The 20,053-nt window shown below is 71.2% G+C and carries 18 protein-coding genes; 13 read left to right on the forward strand and 5 right to left on the reverse strand.

Features of this window, described 5'->3' with window-relative positions:
* Positions 1 to 204 precede the first annotated feature (204 nt).
* Positions 205 to 882, reverse strand: coding sequence for a ScbR family autoregulator-binding transcription factor (locus tag ACFWYS_RS22770; RefSeq protein WP_384771828.1), 678 nt, complete (start codon positions 880 to 882; stop codon positions 205 to 207).
* Between the two features lie 202 nt (positions 883 to 1,084).
* On the opposite strand from ACFWYS_RS22770, the gene ACFWYS_RS22775 reads away from it, so the two are divergent.
* The 3 genes from ACFWYS_RS22775 (at position 1,085) to ACFWYS_RS22785 (ending at position 3,965) form a co-directional block, all read left to right on the forward strand.
* Positions 1,085 to 2,020 carry a ScbA/BarX family gamma-butyrolactone biosynthesis protein gene (locus tag ACFWYS_RS22775; RefSeq protein WP_384771831.1) on the forward strand — a complete coding sequence of 312 codons (936 nt, stop codon included), beginning with the start codon at positions 1,085 to 1,087 and terminating at the stop codon, positions 2,018 to 2,020.
* Positions 2,021 to 2,092: 72 nt separating this feature from the next.
* A complete protein-coding gene (locus tag ACFWYS_RS22780) occupies positions 2,093 to 2,740 on the forward strand; it encodes a ScbR family autoregulator-binding transcription factor (protein WP_384771834.1) in 648 nt (215 codons plus the stop codon).
* A 22-nt stretch (positions 2,741 to 2,762) separates the two neighbouring features.
* On the forward strand, positions 2,763 to 3,965 hold the full coding sequence (locus ACFWYS_RS22785) for a damage-control phosphatase ARMT1 family protein (RefSeq protein WP_384771837.1): 1,203 nt from the start codon (positions 2,763 to 2,765) through the stop codon (positions 3,963 to 3,965).
* A 9-nt stretch (positions 3,966 to 3,974) separates the two neighbouring features.
* On the opposite strand, the gene ACFWYS_RS22790 is transcribed toward ACFWYS_RS22785, so the two are convergent.
* Both ACFWYS_RS22790 and ACFWYS_RS22795 read right to left on the reverse strand, forming a co-directional pair.
* Positions 3,975 to 5,237 carry a cytochrome P450 gene (locus ACFWYS_RS22790; RefSeq protein WP_384771840.1) on the reverse strand — a complete coding sequence of 421 codons (1,263 nt, stop codon included), beginning with the start codon at positions 5,235 to 5,237 and terminating at the stop codon, positions 3,975 to 3,977.
* Positions 5,234 to 6,025: an alpha/beta fold hydrolase gene (locus ACFWYS_RS22795; protein ID WP_384771844.1), complete on the reverse strand. Its 792-nt coding sequence runs from the start codon at positions 6,023 to 6,025 to the stop codon at positions 5,234 to 5,236. Before ACFWYS_RS22795 ends, ACFWYS_RS22790 begins: the two co-directional genes overlap by 4 nt.
* 184 nt (positions 6,026 to 6,209) lie before the next feature.
* Between ACFWYS_RS22795 and ACFWYS_RS22800 the strand changes: the two genes are divergently transcribed.
* The 4 genes from ACFWYS_RS22800 (at position 6,210) to ACFWYS_RS22815 (ending at position 9,753) form a co-directional block, all read left to right on the forward strand.
* Positions 6,210 to 7,136, forward strand: a complete 927-nt coding sequence (locus ACFWYS_RS22800; RefSeq protein WP_384771846.1) for an ABC transporter substrate-binding protein — start codon at positions 6,210 to 6,212, stop codon at positions 7,134 to 7,136.
* A gap of 6 nt (positions 7,137 to 7,142) precedes the next feature.
* Positions 7,143 to 7,922: an ABC transporter permease gene (locus tag ACFWYS_RS22805; RefSeq protein WP_384771849.1), complete on the forward strand. Its 780-nt coding sequence runs from the start codon at positions 7,143 to 7,145 to the stop codon at positions 7,920 to 7,922.
* Between the two features lie 210 nt (positions 7,923 to 8,132).
* The gene (locus tag ACFWYS_RS22810; RefSeq protein WP_384771852.1) at positions 8,133 to 8,966 is read left to right on the forward strand and encodes an ABC transporter permease; all 834 of its coding nucleotides are present in this window, start codon (positions 8,133 to 8,135) and stop codon (positions 8,964 to 8,966) included.
* A 37-nt stretch (positions 8,967 to 9,003) separates the two neighbouring features.
* On the forward strand, positions 9,004 to 9,753 hold the full coding sequence (locus ACFWYS_RS22815) for an ABC transporter ATP-binding protein (RefSeq protein WP_384771855.1): 750 nt from the start codon (positions 9,004 to 9,006) through the stop codon (positions 9,751 to 9,753).
* Between the two features lie 48 nt (positions 9,754 to 9,801).
* On the opposite strand, the gene ACFWYS_RS22820 is transcribed toward ACFWYS_RS22815, so the two are convergent.
* Positions 9,802 to 11,058, reverse strand: coding sequence for an endonuclease/exonuclease/phosphatase family protein (locus ACFWYS_RS22820; RefSeq protein WP_384771859.1), 1,257 nt, complete (start codon positions 11,056 to 11,058; stop codon positions 9,802 to 9,804).
* Positions 11,059 to 11,227: 169 nt separating this feature from the next.
* Between ACFWYS_RS22820 and cyc2 the strand changes: the two genes are divergently transcribed.
* Positions 11,228 to 13,387 (forward strand): germacradienol/geosmin synthase Cyc2, encoded by a 2,160-nt coding sequence (gene cyc2 / locus ACFWYS_RS22825; protein ID WP_384771861.1) that lies wholly within the window; start codon positions 11,228 to 11,230, stop codon positions 13,385 to 13,387.
* Positions 13,388 to 13,557: 170 nt separating this feature from the next.
* Positions 13,558 to 15,468, forward strand: coding sequence for an O-aminophenol oxidase PhsA (gene phsA / locus ACFWYS_RS22830; RefSeq protein WP_384771864.1), 1,911 nt, complete (start codon positions 13,558 to 13,560; stop codon positions 15,466 to 15,468).
* A gap of 42 nt (positions 15,469 to 15,510) precedes the next feature.
* On the opposite strand, the gene ACFWYS_RS22835 is transcribed toward phsA, so the two are convergent.
* Positions 15,511 to 16,317: a hypothetical protein gene (locus ACFWYS_RS22835; protein ID WP_384771867.1), complete on the reverse strand. Its 807-nt coding sequence runs from the start codon at positions 16,315 to 16,317 to the stop codon at positions 15,511 to 15,513.
* Between the two features lie 95 nt (positions 16,318 to 16,412).
* Between ACFWYS_RS22835 and ACFWYS_RS22840 the strand changes: the two genes are divergently transcribed.
* The 4 genes from ACFWYS_RS22840 to ACFWYS_RS22855 all read left to right on the forward strand — a co-directional run bounded on the left by ACFWYS_RS22840 (position 16,413) and on the right by ACFWYS_RS22855 (position 20,048).
* Entirely contained in the window at positions 16,413 to 17,279 is an 867-nt protein-coding gene (locus ACFWYS_RS22840; protein WP_384771870.1) for a LysR family transcriptional regulator, read from the forward strand.
* Positions 17,280 to 17,442: 163 nt separating this feature from the next.
* Entirely contained in the window at positions 17,443 to 18,042 is a 600-nt protein-coding gene (locus ACFWYS_RS22845) for a PDZ domain-containing protein (protein ID WP_384771873.1), read from the forward strand.
* A 70-nt stretch (positions 18,043 to 18,112) separates the two neighbouring features.
* The gene (locus ACFWYS_RS22850) at positions 18,113 to 18,733 is read left to right on the forward strand and encodes a LysE family translocator (protein ID WP_384771876.1); all 621 of its coding nucleotides are present in this window, start codon (positions 18,113 to 18,115) and stop codon (positions 18,731 to 18,733) included.
* A gap of 190 nt (positions 18,734 to 18,923) precedes the next feature.
* Positions 18,924 to 20,048 (forward strand): aminopeptidase P family protein, encoded by a 1,125-nt coding sequence (locus tag ACFWYS_RS22855; RefSeq protein WP_384771879.1) that lies wholly within the window; start codon positions 18,924 to 18,926, stop codon positions 20,046 to 20,048.
* The last annotated feature ends 5 nt before the right edge of the window (positions 20,049 to 20,053 follow it).

The raw sequence follows: 20,053 nt of genomic DNA on the forward strand, positions 1-20,053 counted from the left end.
CTGTGACTGTGCGACTGTCTGGGAGTGGGGCCGCGCGCGCCTCCGAGGCCGCGCGGGGGGGGGGGCGGGGGTGGGGGGGGGGGCCCCCCCCCCCCCCCCGTCACTCCCACCGATCCACCGATCCACCGACCGGCCGGCCGACGGAAACCGTCGCTCCGGTCGGTCTTCGGCTACTCAAGGTGATGATCCTCGGCGTACGGACCCTCAGTGCGCGGACAGGTCCATGGCGACGTGTTCGTCGTCCGCCTCGTCGAGTTCGGCCAGCACACGGACTCCGCGGTCGGGTTCCCAGTCGAGGCCGGGCAGCAGGCCGGGCACCGCGATGCTGGGCAGAAGGTGCTCCCACAGCACCGAGATGCGCTCCGCGAGATCCTCCCGGTCGGTCAGCGCCCGGGACATCAACTGGATGCCGGCGAACGCCCCGACCAGCAGCTCCACCGTCTTCCTGGGCTGCACGGTGGGCAGCAACTCGCCCTGGGTGCGGGCCTGTTCCAGCACCACCACCAGATGTTCCACCCACTGCCGGAACGGCCCGGAGTGGTCGACACCGGGCGGCGCGCTCTGGTCGACCGCCAGTCGCACGCTGCCCTTGAGCAGGGAGTTGCGGAGCAGCCGCCGCCCGAACACGAAGGTCATGTCGATCAGTTCCTGCAGCTTGCAGGGCTGCGGCGGCACCGCGCCGAGCGACACCTGCTCGTCAAGCACGGCCTGGGCGAGGGATTCCTTGGACGGGAAGTGGAAGTACAGGGCGCCCTTGGTCACCTCTGCCCGCTCCAGGACCATCGAGATGGTGGTCGCGGAGTAGCCGTGCTCGTCGAAGACCGCGCCGGCGGCCTCCAGGATCAGCCTCCGTGTTCTGACGGCGCGCTCCTGCCTCGCCATAACCGCCCCTCCGTATGTCTCAGTATCCTCCGGAGCGCACCGAGTTGACGTGCGCGCCCGGCGTGCGCCGGAGCGGATTCGGGCACGGCGGGCGACCCGAGGCCGCATTGAAAACAAACCGGTCGCCTCGTACTCTAACGCTCGCGGCACGGGCACCTCGCCGTCTGTCATCGCACAAACGGGGGGACCCATTGGAGGGGACATGCCTCATTCGCGGCAGCTCACCACGAACCCGCTCGCCGAGATGTCGGCGGTGCCGGAAGGCCTGACCGCCACCGTACCCCGCCAGCTCGTCCACCGTGCCGCGGTGGCCGAAACGCTGATCACCGGTGGCGCCGGCACCGACGCCGACCGGTTCACCGTCTTCGCCCAGTGGCCGCGCGCCCATCAGTTACACGTGTCGTCGGACCGAACGGCGTACGAGCCGTTGCTCGCCGCGGAAACCGTTCGCCAGGCCGGCACACTCGTCGCCCACACCGCCTACGAGGTCCCGCTGGGCCATCACTTCGTGCTCAAGGAACTGCGGATCACCACACGCCCCGAGCATCTCGCGGTCGGCGCCGTACCCGCCGAACCCGTTCTCCACATGGTCGTCTCCGACGTCGACCTGCGCGGCGGCCGCCCGGCCGGATTCCGCTTCGACACGGAGATACGGCTCGGCGGTGAACGCGTCGCGACCGGGCATGTGGCCGCCACCTGGACCAGCGAGGCCGTCTACCGCCGGCTGCGCGGCGGCCGTACCGCGTCGGGCGTGTCCGCGCTGCCCCTTCCGCCCGGACTGCCGCCCGCCGAGGTGGACCGCGTACTGCCCGCGGACGTGGTCCTCGCCCCGTCCGGCAACCCCGACCGCTGGCAGCTGCGAGTCGATACCGCCCATGCTGTTTTCTTCGACCATCCCCTCGACCATGTGCCCGGAATGCTGCTGCTGGAGGCCGTACGCCAGGCAGTCCGGACCCGCAACGGCCGCAAGGCGCCCGTCTCGTTCCATACCGTCTTCCACCAGTACGCCGAACTCGACCGGCCCACCTGGATAGAGATCCTGGACAAACAGGGCGCACACGACACGGACGTCCAAGTCGTGGGACAGCAGGGGGACTCGACGGTCTTCGAGTGCGCGGTCGCAACGGAGAAAGGGTGAGTTATCTTGTACAGGGAGTAAGAAACAAACGGCATGTCCCGTTCTTTTCAGTGCCAGGAGAGAGTCCAGCCGATGGTGAGGCAGTTACGCGCCGAACAGACCCGCACCACGATCCTCACAGCCGCCGCCGAGCTGTTCGACCGTCACGGTTATGAATCGACCAGCCTCAGCGACATCGTGGAGCACGCCCAGGTCACCAAGGGCGCCCTGTACTTCCACTTCGCGGCGAAGGAGGATCTCGCACAGGCCATCATGGAGCTCCAGTCCAGGGCCTCCCGCCAGGTCGCGAACGAGATGGACGCCCGGGGCCAGTCCTCGCTGGAGGCGCTGATCCGTACGACGTTCGGCATCACACGACTGACCGTCGAGGGCCCGATCCCGCGCGCGGGCCTGCGCCTGGCCACCGGGGGAGTGGTGATACGGCCGCCGCTGCGGCATCCCTTCACCGAGCTGCTGGACATCGCCACCCGCAAACTCCACGCCGCCGCCAAGGAGTCCGACATCCATCCGGACGTCGACGTGGAGGCCGCGGCCCACTCCCTGGTCTGTTTCTTCGTGGGCACCCGGGTGGTCGGCCGCTCCCTCGAACCCGTCGCACGCCAGCCCCGCAGGGTGGCCGAGATGTGGCACCTGATGATCCGGGGCCTGGTCCCGGTACCGCGCAGGGCGCCCTATCTCACGCTCGCGACTCAGTTGGAGCGGGAGATCAGAGTCCTGTGACGCCCGCGATACGGTGAGCCGCATGCCCGACAGGTCCGACACCCCGCTCACGCCCGTGCTGCTCGGGAACGAACCCGGCTCGTTCCCGCACAGCGTGCTCGCCGAGCGGCATCCCGCGATCATCCGGCAGGTACGGGAGTCCTTCCCGTACGGCCCCGAGCAGCACCGCGCGCTGGACGCGCTCCTCGCGAGCTGCACCGAGGGAGTGATCGAACCGCTCCCCGCCGACGCGCACGACCGGGACCGCTGGACGGCCTGGGGCGCCGACGCGTTCGTCGGCCGGTCCTGGTTCGATGTGCCGTGGCTGTGGTCGGAGAGCTACTTCTACCGCCAACTCCTCGAAGCCGTGGGCCACTTCACTCCCGGCCCCTGGCAGGGCATCGATCCCTTCCGCCCCTCCAAGCTGGCCGAACTCGACGCCCCGGAGACGGACGAGGAACTGGCCGCCCTCGACGTACTCGCGGACCTGCCCGCCGACGAACAGGACCGGGCGCTGCTGCACGGCTCCCTGTGGGGCAACCGCGCCGACCTCGGCTTCCGGCTGTCCGCCGCGCACGGCGAGGGCTCCTCGGACACCCCGCCCCTGGTGTCCGACGACAGCGCCACCCTCTGGTCCCTGCTGCCGCCCACGGGGACGGACGGCGCGGGCCCCGCCACGCTGTGCCTGATCGCCGACAACGCGGGCCGCGAACTCGTCCCCGACCTGCTCCTGATCGCCCACCTCCTCGATCAGGGCCGGGTCGGACGGGCCGTCCTCCACGTCAAGCCGTACCCCTACTACGTCTCCGATGCCACCCACACCGACGTACTCGACGCCCTGCGCCGGCTGACGGCGGCACCGGGTGCGGCCGCGACGTACGGACACACCCTCTGGTCGGCCATGACGGACGGCCGCCTCACCGTCCGCGCCCATCCCTTCGCCGCCGCCCCGCTGCCGTTCGCGGAGCTGCCCGGCGATCTGCGCGAGGAGCTGGCCCCGGCCGCCCTCACCGTCGTCAAGGGCGACCTCAACTACCGCCGCCTGGTCGGCGACCGGCTCTGGCCCCCGACCACGCCCTTCACCGACGTCACCGCCCACTTCCCCGGCCCGGTCGCCGCCCTGCGCACCCTGAAGTCCGACGTGATCACCGGCCTGGACGCCCGCACCGAGGCGGCGCTGGTGGCGGCGGAGGGGCAGAAGTGGCGGACCGGTGGCACGCATGCGCTGATCCAGGTGCGGACCTGACCACCCGGTTCAAGTGATGTGCAGGGGAAGCGACTTGAGTCCGTTGATGAAGTTCGACACCAGACGCTCGGGCGGGCCCGCCGTCCGCAGTTCGGGCAGCACCCGTACGACTTCCCGGTAGAGCACGCGCAGCTGGAGCCGGGCGAAGTGCGCGCCCAGGCAGACGTGCGGGCCGTCGCCGAAGGACACGTGCGGGTTCGGGGTGCGGGACAGATCCAGGCGGTCCGGGTCGGTGAAGGCCCGTTCGTCGCGGTTGGCGGAGGCGTGGAAGACGACCACCTTGTCGCCCGCGCGGATGCGACGTCCGGCCAGTTCGGTGTCCTCGGCGGCGGTGCGGCGGAAGGTGAGGACGGGCGGGTGCCAGCGCAGCAACTCATCTACAGCTGAGGGGAGTTCGGCGCTTCCGTCGCGCAGGCGCTCGTACTCCTCAGGGTGCTCGGCGAGGGCGAGCAGTCCGCCGGGTGCCGCGCTGCGGACGGTGTCGTTGCCGGCGACGGTGAGCAGGAAGAAGAACATCTCCAGCTCGGGGCCGGAGAGTTCGGGGTCATGGGCGAGCGTGGTCATCACGTCGTCGTCGGGGTACCGCCGCTTGTGCGCGGCCAGCTGCTGGGCGTACCCGAACATGTCCCGCAGCATGGCGGGCGACCTCGGATTGACCGGCCGGCCCTTCTCGTCCAGTACGGCGGGACCCGCCTCGTCGGGGTCCTGGTAGCCGATCACCCGCTGCGTCCAGTGCAGCAGCAGCCTGCGGTCGGCCTCCGGCACGCCGAGCAGGTCGGCGAGGTTGAGCAGCGCGTAGTCGTCGGTGACGGCGCCGACCAGGTCGGCGGTGCCGTCCGAGGAGCGGGCCTCCGCCAGGGCGCGCGCGAGGAGCGTCCGCGCCCGGTCCTGCGCGACCCTGGTGAAGCGGTCGATACGCCCCGGGGTGAACGCCCGGCTGACCAGCCGCCTCAACCTGCCGTGCCCCGGCGGGTCCTGGTTGAGCATCATGCGCCGGATGAACGGCAGATCGTCCGGATCCGGGTCGCGGATCTGGGTCGCGCCGATGTAGGAGGAGTACGTCGCCGAGTCCTTGAGCACCCGCACCACGTCCGCGTGCCGGGTCACCGCCCAGAACCCGGGCCCGGCCGGCCAGCCCAGTACCTCCGGCTCGTCCTGCCGGACCACGGGGTGGTGGTCGCGCAGGACGCGGTAGGCGTCGTACGGGACGCCGGTGGCGTACCGGCGGGGGTCGAAGACATCGGGGACGGGAGGGGCGTGGTGGACCGTCACGCCTGCTCGCCCTCGTCGGAGGGGTCCGCGCGCAGGAAGTCCTCGATCACCCGGATCAGTTCGAGCGGGGTCTCGTCCATCGCGTAGTGGCCCGCGGAGGGGAGTTCATGCAGCTCGGCGCGGGGGTACCAGGTCATCCACGTGCGGCGCAGGAGGTCGGCGGACAGGGCGGGGTCGAGGGCGCCGGTCACGGCGAGGGCGGGTACCGGGGAGCCTTCGACGCGGGTGTGGAAGTCCTCCCCGGCCCAGGAGTCCAGCCAGGCGCGGAACGCCTTCTGGTCGCTGACCGCGAGCGAACGGGCCACCATACGGTCGAGCCAGGCGTCCGGGCGGCGGCCACCCGTGGTGAAGTCGATGATCGTGCGCCGGTTCTCCGGTTTGTGCGCCGCGTCCGCGAACAGCTCCAACTGCTCCGGCGGCAGCTCCAGCCCCGACGCGGGCACCGGCGACACCCCGACCAGCCTGCGCAGCCGGTGCGGGGCGGCGGCGAGCAGACGCTGGCCGACCGCGCCGCCCATCGAGTGGCCGACCACCGAGAACCGCTCCCAGCCGAGCCGGTCGGCCAGTTCCACCAGGTCGAGGGCCGCCTCGGCCGTCGTACAGGCGCCGACCGCCTGCTTGGCGCCGCCGTAGCCGCGCAGATCGACGAGGGCGTAGGTGAACTCCGTGCGGTCGAGGTCGGGGAGGACGCCCGCGTAGGCGGACCGGTCGGCGAACCAGCCGTGCACGGCGAACACCTTGTGGGCGCCGTCGCCGTGCAGCTCGTGGGGGAGCGTGAAGGAGGTCATGCGACCAAGGTGGCGTATATCGGTGGAGACCGACAGATTGACGGGTCCGGGTCACTGTGCTGAGCGTGTACAGCGGAGACGTGTATGTCGTGCGCGTATGTGGTGATCATGACAAATTCTTGCTAGGCATGTCGACATGCCGTTACGTCAATTGCGCACGGGAACGAGGACGGTTGCCGTCGGAGTGGCCACGCTCATGCTGGTGGCGCTCACGGCCTGCGGCGACGACGGGGACTCCTCGTCCGGGGCCGAGGGGCGCAGGACCGTCCGGGTGGCCGCACTGCCGCTGATCGACTGCGTCGCCCTCTACATCGCGCGCGACCGTGGCCTGTTCGAGAAGGAGGGGCTCGACGTCCGCATCCAGCAGATCCAGCAGAGCCTCCAGGCGCTGCCGGCCCTCGCCAAGGGCCAGCTCGACATGGTCGCGAGCGCGAACTACGTCACCTATCTGCAGGCCCAGGAGCAGGGCACGCTCGACATCCGCATCGTCGCCGAGGCGATCCGGGCGGCGCCGCGGATGATGGAGGTCCTGGTACCCGCGGACTCGGACATCAAGACCGTCGCCGACCTCGAAGGCAAGAAGCTCGCGGTCAACGTCCTCAACAACGTCCAGTCGCTCACCTTCAACGAGATCCTCGCGAAACAGGGCGTCGGCCGCCCCGTCTACCGGGCGATCCCCTTCCCGCAGATGGGCGCCGCCCTGGACAAGGGGCAGGTGGACGCGGTGCACGCCGTCGAGCCCTACGACAGCTCCCTTCAGGACGAGCTGAAGGCCAGGGTCCTCATCGACGGCTCGTCCGCACCCGTGGAGGGCATTCCGCTCAGCGGCTACATCAGCACGAGCAAGTACGCCGACGGGAACGGCAAGACGCTGGCCGCCTTCCAGCGGGCCCTGAAGAAGGCCGTACGGATCGCCGCCGAGGACCCGTCCGTCGTACGCGACACCCTGCCGACGTACACCAAGGTGACCGAGAAGCAGGCCGAGTCGATCGATCTGCCCGTCTTCCCGCCGACCATGGACGTCGCGCAGCTCAAGCGGCTCACCGACCTGATGGAGAAGCAGGGGATGCTGAAGAAGCCCATCGACCCGGCGACGCTGATGGTCGAGTGAGGTGACGTGAGAGGCCGTCAGGAGCGGCTGCTGCTCGGCGCCCTGGGAGTGGTGGTGGCCTTCGGGGTCTGCGAGGCCGTCTCCCGTGCCGGTCTCGTGCGGCGCAGCTATCTGCCGCCCGCCTCCGAAGTCCTCGCCCGCGCGGTGGAGTTGGCGGGTGACTCGGTGTTCCTGGACGGTATCGCCGCCACGTTGCGTGCCTGGGCGCTCGGTCTCGCCCTGGCCGTCGCCATCGCCGTCCCGGTCGGTCTGGTGCTCGGGAGTGTGCCGGTCGTCGACGCCGCCGTGCGCGCGATCGTGGAGTTCCTGCGGCCGCTGCCGTCCGTCGCGCTGATCCCGCTGGTCTCCCTCCTGCTCGGCTCCGGCACCGAGACCAAGGTCGCGCTGGTGACGTATGCGTCGGTCTGGCCGATCCTCTTCAACACCATCTACGGCCTCGGCGAGACCGACCCCCTGGCCAAGGACACCCTCCGCGTCTTCGGCTTCGGCCGCCTCTCCGTCCTCCTCCGCGTCGAACTGCCGGGCACGGCCCCCTTCATCGCCGCCGGCATCCGCATCTCGGCCGCGGTCGCCCTCATCCTGGCCGTCGCCACGGAGATCCTCGCCGGCTTCGGCGAAGGGCTCGGCATCTTCATCGCCCAGGCAGGGCTGGCCACGGACGGGACGCGGGATGTGCTGGCGGGGGTGGTGTGGGCGGGGGTTCTCGGGCTGGTCATCAACGGGGTGCTGGTGTGGGGAGAGCGGCGGCTGTTTCCGTGGACGCCGGAGCGGCGGGGGGTGGGGTGAGTTGACTTGTGCGGGTGCGGGTGCGGGTGCGGGTGCGGGTGCGGGTGCGGGTGCGGGTGCGTGTGGGGGTGCGGGTGCCGGGGCGTGGGCGTGGGGTTCGGTGCTGGGTGGATTGTTTGATGCGGGTGTTCGAGGTGCCGGTGGCGCACGCGACCTCCGGAACTTCCACGGCCTCCCGAACTCCCACGCCAAATCTTGCGAGGGGCCCTGATGAACCAGCCCCGCGCCACCCTGCGCCGTGCCCTCGCCCCAGCCTCCGCCCCCGTACGCCACGCCCTGCTCCGCTGGACCGTCCTCCTCCTCGCTGTCGCCGTCTGGCAGTTGGTGGCCCGAGCCCGCGGCAGCGTCTACTTCCCGCCGCCCGCCGAGATCGCGCGGCACGTCCGGGACCTGTGGTTCTCGGGCCCGGTCCGGCACGGCTTCCTCAGCGACGCCGCCGTCGCCGACGTGCTGCCGAGCCTCGGCCGGATGGCCGCCGGGTTCGCGCTCGCCGCCGTCGCCGGGATCGCCCTCGGTGTCGCGGTCGGCCGCTCGCGGCGCGCGTACGCCCTGTGCAACCCCGTCCTGCAGTTCGCCCGCGCCGTCCCGCCGCCCGCCCTGGTCCCCGTCTTCGTCGTGATCTTCGACTTCGGTACGCCGATGCAGATCGCGTCGATCGTCTTCAGCGCCGTCTGGCCGGTGCTGATCAACACGGCGGAAGGGGCCCGCAACACCGACCCGCTGCGCCTGGAGGTCGCCGCAGTGCTGCGCCTCACCCCGGCCGAACGGCTCCGATTCCTCATCCTGCCCTCCGCGCTGCCCCGCATCTTCGCCGGACTGCGCCTGAGCCTCTCGCTCTCCCTCATCCTCATGGTGTTCTCGGAGCTGCTGCCGGGCACCGCGAACGGCATCGGCTTCACCCTCACCGACGCCCAGTCCCGCTCCGACCTGCTCACCGTCTGGGCGGCACTCGCCCTGCTCGGCGCCCTCGGCCACCTCCTCAACACCGGCCTGCTGGCGGTCGAGAAGCGGCTCGTCGGGAAGGGCAGGACGACGACCGTATGACCCTCACGCCCCCTACCGCCTCCCCTCAGGGACACGCATGCTCCGCCTAGAAGCGGTCGGCCAGCACTACGGCGACCACCAGGTACTGCACGACATCACCCTCACCGTGCCGGACGGCCAACTCCTGTGCGTCGTCGGCCCGTCCGGCTGCGGCAAGTCCACACTGCTGCGCACCGTCGCGGGCCTGCTTCCCGAGTACGACGGAACGATCACGCTGGACGGCACACCCGTGCGGGGCGTCCCCGACAACCTGGCCGTGGTCTTCCAGGACTACGCCCGCTCCCTCTACCCCTGGCTCACGGTCCGCGAGAACGTGGCGCTCCCGCTGCGCCGCAGGGACCTGCCGAGAGCGGAACGCCGGGCCGAGGCCGACCGCATCCTGGCCCGGGTCGGCCTCACCGACACGGCCCGGCGCCACCCCTGGCAGCTCTCGGGCGGCATGCAGCAACGGGTGGCGATCGCCCGCGCCCTGGTCTGCCGCCCCTCCCTGCTCCTCATGGACGAACCGTTCGGCTCCCTCGACGCCCAGACCCGCGAGGACCTGGAGGACCTCCTGCTGGAGGTCCACCGCACGGACGGCGCCACGATCGTCTTCGTCACTCATGACATCGACGAGAGCGTCTACCTGGGCGACCGCGTGGTCGTCCTCTCCTCGGGGCCCGGCGCCAAGGTCGTCCTGGACCTGCCCGTCCGACTCCCCGGCACCCGGGACCAGATCAAGACCCGGGGCCTGGCGGAGTTCGTCGCACTGAGGTCTGAGGTGGGGCGGGCGGTGCGCAACCGGTAAGCCGGCCCGCCCGTGTTCGCCCCTGCCGCGCAGAGCCTTTGAAGGCTCTCAGCCCAGGCGCACGTCCTGCCACACCAGCCGGTGGTCGGACGTCGGCACCGTCTTGCCGTCCCCCACGAGCCGGTACAGCGGGTCGTCGGACGTCGGCCAGAAGACGCCGTTGCTGCCCGGTATCAGGCCCCTGGACGGCAGGACGTAGTCGACGCGCAGATTGCCGGGAGCGGTGTCGCCGAAGTCGGAGGTGTCGTACGCCGGATTGCCGGTGTGCGAGGAGTTGGCGCCGCCCTGGAGCTTCGCGGCCTCCACGCCGCCCGCGCTCGCCGGGGGAGTGGCCGGGAGGTGCACCGCCGGGTGGTCGAGCAGCTGCCGGATGGCGTGGTCGTAGCTGTCGCCGTCGTACGGGTCGGCGTTGTTGTCGCCCGCGATCACGAACCGCGCCCCGGGCCGCAGCCCGCCGCGCACGCCCTTGTCGTCGTAGAGGTAGGAGCTGCGCCGGCGCCCGCCGATGTAGTCGGCCCACAGGCGGATCTCGTCGTGGTTGCGCCGTCCGTTGCGGTCCTCGGTGCCGTCGAAGGTGGGCGGCGTGGGGTGCGAGACCAGGAAGTGCACGGTGGAGTGCCCGATGCACACCGGCACGTCCCAGTGGCTCTTCGACGACAGCCGCAGGATCTCGCGGGCCTCGTCGCCGTAGTAGCCCGGGGGCATGATGTGGCCGGGCATGTCCTTCCACAGGAAACGCTGGAAGGTCCGCACCGCGCGCGTGTCGATCGGGAACTTGGAGAGCACGACCATGCCGTACTGCCCCGGGAACCAGCCGTAGCCGTACGCGTCCTGCCCGTACGCGTCCGAACCGGGCGTCGTGACGGCGCCGTTCTTCCCGTCGAGGTCCACGCCGGTGGCGACGCCCGTGTTGACGGGGCCGGTGTAGTGGTACGGGAAGCGGACCGGCTGCGCCCCGTTGTGGCCCACGGACAGGTAGTCGCGCAGGAACAGACGGACCGCCGTGCCCTGCTCGTCGTAGTCGAACTCGTTGATCAGCAGGACGTCCGGGTCGACCCGCTGGATGGTCTCCGCGGCGTTGCGCGCCTGGGCGTTGTCCGGTGTGGACAGGTCGGTGATCAGCGCGCCCCGGGCGGCGCGGTTCAGGGAGGCGTTGAAGGTGGCGAACCGCACGGACCGGTGGCCGCGCCGCTCGGCCGCCGCGGCCGGGAACGCCGCCGTCGTCGAGGCCAGCGCCGCCCCGGCGAGGGAGGCGAGTGCCGTGCGGCGGGAGAGTCCGGTGGGGAGAGGTCCGGTGTGGGTCATCGCGACTCCGGTGGGGAGGGGGACACTTGAGGTGCGAGAAGTCTGCGCGCGTAGAGATGAACGCCACAAGGCCCGGCGAGAGCTCCCGGATTCACCCTTGATTCACGCGATGGTGTGATCATGTGCCACGCCGTGGATGCCCCTCGGGACCCGGGGGTAGGGCCGGGCCATGACGCAGCAGCCCTTCGAACTCCCGCACTTCTACATGCCGTATCCCGCGCGGCTGAACCCGCACGTCGACGAGGCGCGGGCCCATTCGACCGAGTGGGCGCGCGAGATGGGCATGCTGGAGGGGTCCGGGATCTGGGAGCAGGCCGACCTGGACGCGCACGACTACGGCCTGCTCTGCGCCTACACCCACCCCGAATGCGACGCCGAGGCCCTCTCCCTCATCACCGACTGGTACGTGTGGGTGTTCTTCTTCGACGACCACTTCCTGGAGATCTTCAAGCGCACCCAGGACCGCGTCGGCGGCAAGACGTACCTGGACCGACTCCCGATGTTCATGCCGATGGACCTGTCGACCCCGATGCCCGAGCCGCAGAACCCCGTCGAGGCGGGGCTCGCCGACCTGTGGACCCGCACGGTGCCCTCGATGTCGGCCGACTGGCGCCGCCGGTTCGCGCTCGCCACCGAACACCTGCTGAACGAGTCGCTCTGGGAACTGTCCAACATCAACGAGGGACGCATCGCCAACCCCGTCGAGTACATCGAGATGCGCCGCAAGGTGGGCGGTGCCCCCTGGTCGTCGGGCCTGGTCGAGTACGCGACGGCCGAAGTGCCCGCGTCCGTCGCCGAGTCGAGGCCGCTCAGGGTCCTGATGGAGACCTTCTCGGACGCCGTGCACCTGCGCAACGACCTGTTCTCCTACCAGCGCGAGGTCGAGGACGAGGGCGAACTCAGCAACGGCGTCCTGGTCCTGGAGACCTTCTTCGACTGCACCACCCAGCAGGCCGCCGACGCCGTCAACGACGTCCTCACCTCCCGGCTCCACCAGTTCGAGCACACCGCCCTCACCGAAGTCCCCGCCCTGGCGCTGGACAAGGGCCTCACCCCGCAGGAGGTCGCGGCGGTCGCGGCGTACGCCCAGGGGCTGCAGGACTGGCAGTCCGGCGGCCACGAGTGGCATCTGCGCTCCAGCCGGTACATGAACGAACGTGCCGAATCCACCGCCCCCTGGCGGAACCTGACCGGTCCCGGCACCTCCGCCGCCGACATCGGCGCACTGCTCGCGGCGGCCGGAGCCGAACGCCTGCGCGCCTACACCCACATGCCGTTCCAGAAGGTCGGCCCCTCCCGCCTGCCCGACTTCCACATGCCCTACGCACTGGAACTCAGCCCGCATCTGCCGGGCGCCCGCGTGCGCCTGACCGAGTGGATGCACCGCATGGGCATGCTCCAGGAGGGCGTCTGGGACGAGGACAAGCTCGCCGCCTACGACCTCGCTCTGTGCTCGGCCGGCATCGACCCCGACGCCACACCCGAGGCCCTCGACCTCAGCGCACAGTGGCTCGCCTGGGGCACCTACGCCGACGACTACTACCCGCTGGTCTTCGGCCACCGCCGCGACCTGGCCGCCGCCCGCCTCACCACCCGGCGGCTGTCGGAGTGCATGCCCCTCGACGGCGAGCCGGCCACCGTGCCCGTCAACGGCATGGAGCGCGGCCTGGTCGAGCTGTGGGCCCGTACGACGGCCGACATGACGCCCGACGCGCGGCGCACCCTGAAGCAGTCCGTGGACGTCATGACCGAGAGCTGGGTGTGGGAGCTGTCCAACCAGCTCCAGAACCGCGTCCCCGACCCGGTCGACTACCTGGAGATGCGCCGCGCCACCTTCGGCTCCGACCTCACCCTCAGCCTGTGCCGGAGGGGTCACGGTCCCGCGATCCCGCCGGAGGTGTACCGCAGCGGACCCGTCCGCTCGCTGGAGAACGCCGCTGTCGACTACGCCTGCCTCACCAACGACGTGTTCTCGTACCAGAAGGAGATCGAGTACGAGGGCGAGATCCACAACGCGATCCTCGTCGTGCAGCATTTCTTCGGCATCGACTACCCGACCGCGCTGAACGTCGTCCACGACCTGATGACCCAGCGCATGCGGCAGTTCGAGCACGTCGCCGCGCATGAACTGCCCATCATGTATGAGGACTTCGGGCTCTCGAACGAGGCTCGGGAGATCATGGCGAACTACGTGACCGACCTGCAGAACTGGATGGCGGGCATCCTGCACTGGCACCGGACCGTCGACCGCTACAAGGCCGAGTACCTGTCCCGCCGCGCCCACGGCTTCCTGCCGGACCGCCCTCCGGCCGTACCCGCCCTCGGCTGACCACCCGGCCGGCCGGGTTCTGCCGCCACTGACAAAAGGACTTCTCGCCTCCGGATGCCGTTTCCGAAACTTTTCGTGCGGAACGGGATATTCAGGGAACTTGGGCGATGCGCCGCGAGTCTTCTGGGGTGAGGGGAACAGACAACGAGAACACACGGGGGTGTTCGACCTTGACCGACATCATCGAGAGGCTCACGGACAGCGGCACGGGGACCGCAGCGAAGGGGGCCGACAAGGGGGAGCGGCCGCTCGACGCCGGTGAACTCACGCCGTACGCCGCCCCGCTGCCCGTACCTCCCGTCCTGCGCCCCGCGTCCGACGACGTTCTGCGCGAGACCGAGATCGCCCTGCGCCCGACCTGGGTGCGACTGCATCCGCAGCTGCCGCCGACCCTGATGTGGGGGTACGACGGACAGGTGCCGGGCCCGACCATCGAGGTGCGGCGCGGACAGCGCGTGCGCATCGCCTGGACCAACCGCATCCCCAAGCACGGCGAGTACCCGGTCACTTCGGTGGAGGTACCGCTGCGCACGGACGGCCGTCCGCAGTCCTCCACCGAGCCCGGCCGTGAGGGCGTCGAGCCCGACAAGGACGTCGCCGCCCTGCCCGCCTGGTCGGTGACCCACCTGCACGGCGCCCAGACGGGCGGCGGCAACGACGGCTGGGCGGACAACGCGGTCGGCTTCGGCGACGCCCAGCTGTCGGAGTATCCGAACGACCACCAGGCGGTGCAGTGGTGGTACCACGACCACGCCATGAACATCACCCGGTGGAACGTGATGGCGGGCCTGTACGGCACCTACCTCGTCCGTGACGAGGAGGAGGACGCCCTCCACCTCCCTTGCGGGGAGCGGGAGATCCCGCTGCTGCTGGCCGACCGCAACCTCGACACCGACGAGGACGGCCGGCTCAACGGCCGGCTGCTGCACAAGACGGTGATCGTCCAGGAGAAGAACCCGGAGACGGGCAAGCCGGTCTCCATCCCGTTCACCGGCCCGTACACCACGGTCAACGGCCGCATCTGGCCGTACGCCGACGTGGACGCGGCCTGGCACCGCTTCCGGCTGGTCAACGCGTCCAACGCGCGTATCTACAACCTCGTCCTGGTCGACGAGGACGACAACCCGGTCCCGGGCATCGTGCACCAGATCGGCAGTGACGGCGGGCTGCTGCCGCGGCCGGTGCCGATCGACTTCGACGGCGCCCTGCCCACGCTGAGCGCGGCACCGGCCGAGCGCTTCGACCTGCTCGTCGACTTCCGCGCTCTCGCGGGCAGGACGCTTCGTCTGGTCAACAAGGGCCGCAACCAGCCGCCCGGCGTACCCGACCCGGCGGGCGACGTGCGCTATCCGGCGGTCATGGAGTTCCGGGTCGGGGAGAGCTGTGAGACGGACACCTTCGAACTCCCCGAGGTGCTCTCCGGCTCCTTCCGCCGGCTCACGCACGACATCGAGCACGGCCACCGCCTGATCGTGCTCACCCCGCCCGCCACCAAGGGCGCCGGCGGTCACCCGGAGATCTGGGAGATGACGGAGGTCGAGGACCCGGGTGACATCCAGGTCCCCACCGAGGGCGTCATCCAGGTCACCGGCCCGGACGGCAGGACCAAGACCTACCGGCGCACGGCACGGACGTTCAACGACGGCCTCGGCTTCACCATCGCCGAGGGCAGCCACGAGCAGTGGAGCTTCCTCAACCTGGCACCGATCGTCCACCCCATGCACATCCACCTGGCCGACTTCCAGCTGCTGGGCCGGGACGCCTATGACGTCTCGGGCTTCGACCCGGCGGTGGGCGGCACCCGCGGCCCGATCCGGTACGACGCCGGCACCTCGATCCCGCTGGCGCCCAACGAGCTCGGGTACAAGGACGTCTTCCAGGTGCCGGGCAACCAGATGCTGCGCGTCATGGGCCGGTTCGACGGCGCCTACGGCCGCTTCATGTACCACTGCCACCTCCTTGAGCACGAGGACATGGGCATGATGCGGCCCTTCGTCGTCATGCCCCCGGAGGCGTTGAAGTTCGACCATGGCGCCGGGCACGGAGGACACGGCGGCCACGGGGAGGGGCACACCGGCTGACGCACGCACGCGTGCGTGGCGCCGTCCCTCGCGGGTCGCGCGTCACGCGCGCGTGGGGACCCTCCGCGCCGCGTGCTCGACGGCGGCTCGCGCCAGTGCCCGGACGACCGGGTGCGGGCGTGAGCCGTCGCCGGACAGTTCCGGCTGGAAGAGCGTGGCCAGGAAGAAGGGGTGGCCGGGCAGTTCGGCGATCCGTACGTGACCGTCCTCGTCGTGTCCGGAGAAGCGCAGTCCGTGCGCGCTCAGAGTGTCGAGGTGGCGGGAGGGGCCGTAGGCGCAGAAGTACCGTTCGACGGTCCGCTCCGAGCCGATGACCGACTGGGCGAGCGAGCCCGTCGCGATGCGGACTACGGCCTCGTGGCCGACGAGTGAGCAGGCCAGGGGTTCGATGAGGAAGTCGTCGGCGTCGGGGTCGTTCTCGGCGTGAGCGACACCGGTCAGCCCGCACACGGCACGGGCGTACTCAAGGAGCGCGTGCTGGAAGCCGCCGCATGTGCCGAGGAACGGGATTCCCTCCTCGCGCGCGGTGCGGATCGCCGACAGCACCCCCGCCTCGCTGCGGTACGGGCTGCCCGGCAGCACCCACACCGCGTCGAAGCCGCGCACCGCGTCGTCGGCCACCGCGTCCTGCGACGGGATCCAGTAGGCGTCCAGGACGAGCCGGTCGCGTTCGGCGAGGGCGTCCAGCAGAAGCGGCACGCGCGTGTGCGAGGCGACGTTGGGGGAGCGATCCCCGACCAGGGCGAGCCTTGCCGGTGGCGTCGCCTGTGGCCTCTGCGTCCTCTGTGTCGTCTGCGTCGCCTGTGCCGTCTTGGCCGTCTCGGCCGTCCGAGCTGCGGAGTTCGTCATGGCCTTCATCCTGGGCGCGGCCCTTGCTTCACGTCCAACGATGATTACTGCACCTCCGATAAGCAGTGCTGATGAGGTGCGGGAGGCTGTCCGCCATGGACCCGCACCTGCTGCGCACGTACGTCACCGTCGCCCGCCTCGCCTCGTTCTCCGAGGCCGCGCGGGAGCTGGGCTACACCCAGTCGGCGGTGTCCCAGCACATCGCCGCGCTCGAACAGGACCTGGGCGCCCCGCTGCTCACACGTCGCCCCGTCACGCCCACGCCGGCGGGCGAGCGGCTCCTCGAACACGCGAGCCCGTTGCTGTTGCGCCTGGAGGCGGCCCGCGCGGACGTCGTACGGATGGCTGCCGCGCCCTCTCACGGGCTGACGCTCGCGACCTCGTCGACCGCGCTCGGACCACGCGTCCTCGCCGCGCTCCCGGCCTCCGGGGTGACCTTGCGCGTGCTGCCCCGCGACGAGGTCCCCGCGGCCGTGGCCACGGGCACGGCGGATCTCGGCCTGGTGGACGGCCTGGCCGCCCCCAGCGACCCGTTGCGACTGCCCGACGTGGCGCCGCTGACCACGTACGGCGTGGGGGAGGAGCCGGTCTGCGTCCTCCTGCCCGACACCCACCCGCTCGCCCGGCGCACCGGCCTGCGCCTCGCCGACCTGGCCGACGCCCGCTGGCTGGACGCCCCCGACGCCGGCCTGCCGCTCGCCCACCTGCGCGCCGCGAACGGCGGCCACGGCTTCCGCACCGCCCTGCGCTACGAGGGCACCGACCTCCACGCCCTCATCGCCGTGGCCGCGGCAGGGCACGGCCTGACCCTGCTGCCCCGCCGGACGGCCACCGGGGTGCCCGGCACGGCCGCCGTACCGATCACGGAACCGCGGGTCGTACACCGGACGGAACTGGTGCACGCGGGGGTGCTCGGGGGAACGGCGGCCGGAGTCGCGGACGCGCTGGCCGAACGGGTGTGAGGAGGAGGGGGCGCGTACTCGGTGCACCAGCGTGAGGAGGAGTGGGCGCGCACTTGGCGCACCGGCGCCCATGGCTTCCCGTTCCTGACCACTGGTCAGTCTCACTCGATCGTGGCTCGTTGTGCGCCGGTGCGCAGGGTAGTCACCAGGCGGAGGCGATCCGATGGAACAGACTGTGTTGCGACCCAAGCCCATGCCAGGTCAGCGGCCCGACGACGGCACCAGGTCAGGCCCCGGCGCGAAGCGCCCGCACGCCGCGCCCCGCCCACGTCGGCGGCGACTCGCGACCCTCTTGGTCACCGTTCTCGCCGGGACGGTCCTGCTCCTGTCCGGAGTCGGGCTCGGCACGCTGGGTGCCACGGTGATCGGCATGAGCAGGCTCGCCGAGCTGCAGCGACAGGCGGGGCGGGGCCTTCCGGGCAGCCCGACCGCCTCCGCGCATCCCGGTTCCTCGAAACAGCCGTCCTCGACGCCGACCTCCGCACCGGCTCCCGCCGCCGTCGCGACGCTCGGAGTGGAGGCCGTGGACGCCCGGAAGCCGGGCGCCCTCGTCGTCGGCGTCCATGTGCCCGGCCCGGGATACAGGGCCGGTCTGGTCCGCGGTGACGTGATCCTCGCGCTGGACAAGACCCGTATCGGCTCGGCCGCCGACCTCGCGCGGGCCGTCGCCGGGGCCCGTCCGGGCGACGCGGCCACCCTGACGGTGCGCCACCGCGATGGCGACCACCAGTGGCTGACGGTGGTGCCGGGCGTCGTCACCTGACCACCCCCATCCCCGGGGAATTCCGGGAAAACCACTGGCCGCGCACCGCCGGCAAGGCCACGATGACCCCATGCCGACCACCATCATCGCCTTCCTGGGGGCCTGTACCCTCATCGCCGCCTCGCCCGGGCCCAGCACCGTGCTGATCATCAAGCAGTCGCTGCACAGCAGGCGCTCCGGATTCCTGACGGTGCTCGGCAACGAGACCGGCGTCTTCATCTGGGGTTCGGTCGCCGCCTTCGGCCTGACCGCGCTGCTGACGGCCTCCGAGGTGGCGTACGACGTGATGCGGATCGTCGGCGCGGTCGTGCTCGTCGGCTTCGGCATCCAGGCGCTGCGGCAGGCGCGGCGCGGCAAGGGGGCGGCTCAGAGCGACTGGGAGGGCACACCGAAGAGCGGCTGGGCCTCCTACCGCGGAGGGCTGCTGCTCAACCTCGCCAACCCCAAGGCGGCCGTCTTCGCGATGTCCTTCCTGCCGCAGTTCGTGCCGCGGGGCGCCCCGCATCTGCCGGCCATGGTGGGCCTCGCCGCGCTCTGGGCGGTCTACGAGGTCGGCTACTACGGGCTGTACGTGTGGTTCGTCGGCCGGATGAAGACCGTGCTGTCCCGCGCGGGCGTGCGCCGACGCCTTGAACAGGTGTCCGGAGGAGTGCTGCTGCTCCTCGGCGTCCGCATGGCGCTGGAGGGCTGATGCCATGGCACCGGACGGCTGACGCCATGCCCCGCCGACCTCCCGACGGAAGTCCCGACCGACCTTCCGACGGAACTCCCGACCGACATCCCGACCGGCCGTCCGAAAGGCGCGCCGACCGGCTCGCGTCGCCCCCTCCGTACGGGCAGGATGCTGCCCGTAGTCCTTTCACGCGCCCAGGGAGGCCCGGATGACCGGCACCGCACCCGCTCCCTTCACCGCCGACGACTACCGGACCCGGATGGAACGCGCCGCGCGGACCGCCGCGGACGCCGGCCTGGCCGGGCTCCTGGTGGCACCCGGCCCGGACCTGGTGTGGCTCACCGGCTACGCACCCCCCGCCGAGACCGAGCGGCTCACCCTGCTGGTCCTCGCCTCCGGCCGGGACCCCGCCCTCGTCGTCCCCGCCCTGGAGGCCCCGGACGCCAGGGCATCCGGGGCGCCCGGCCTGACCCTGCACGACTGGACCGACGGCCAGGACCCCTACGCCGCCACCGCCGCCCTCCTCGACCCGAGCGGCCGCTTCGGCGTCAGCGACAACGCCTGGGCGATGCATCTGCTGGCCCTGCAGAAGGCGCTGCCCGGCACCTCCTACGCCTCCCTCACCGACGCCCTGCCGATGCTGCGGGCCGTCAAGGACACCGCCGAGGTGGAGCTGCTGGCGGCCGCGGGTGCGGCCGCGGACGCAACGTTCGAGGAGATCCGGAAGGTTCCCTTCGGCGGCCGCCGCGAGCGCGACGTCGCCGCCGACCTCGCCGGCTTGCTGCGCGACTTCGGCCACGCCCAGGTCGACTTCACGATCGTCGCCTCCGGCCCGAACGGCGCCAACCCGCACCACGAGGCGGGCCACCGTGTGATCGAGCGCGGCGACATGGTCGTCCTCGACTTCGGCGGCCTGCGTGACGGCTACGGCTCCGACACCTCCCGTACGGTCCATGTCGGCGAACCCACAGACGAGGAGCGCCGCGTCCACGACCTCGTGCGCGAGGCCCAGGAGGCCGGTTTCCGCGCCGTACGGCCCGGCGTCGCCTGCCAGGAGGTCGACCGGGCCGCCCGCGCCGTCATCGCGGACGCCGGGTACGGCGAGTACTTCATCCACCGCACCGGGCACGGCATCGGCGTCACCACGCACGAACCGCCGTACATGATCGAGGGCGAGGAGCAGCCCCTCGTGCCCGGCATGTGCTTCTCCGTGGAGCCCGGCGTCTATCTGCCCGGCCGCTTCGGAGTGCGCATCGAGGACATCGTCACGGTCACCGGGGACGGCGGCCGGCGCCTCAACGACACGACCCGCGAGCTGGTCATAGTCGACTGACCCGG

Source organism: Streptomyces sp. NPDC059010, assembly GCF_042740355.1.
Lineage (GTDB): Bacteria > Actinomycetota > Actinomycetes > Streptomycetales > Streptomycetaceae > Streptomyces.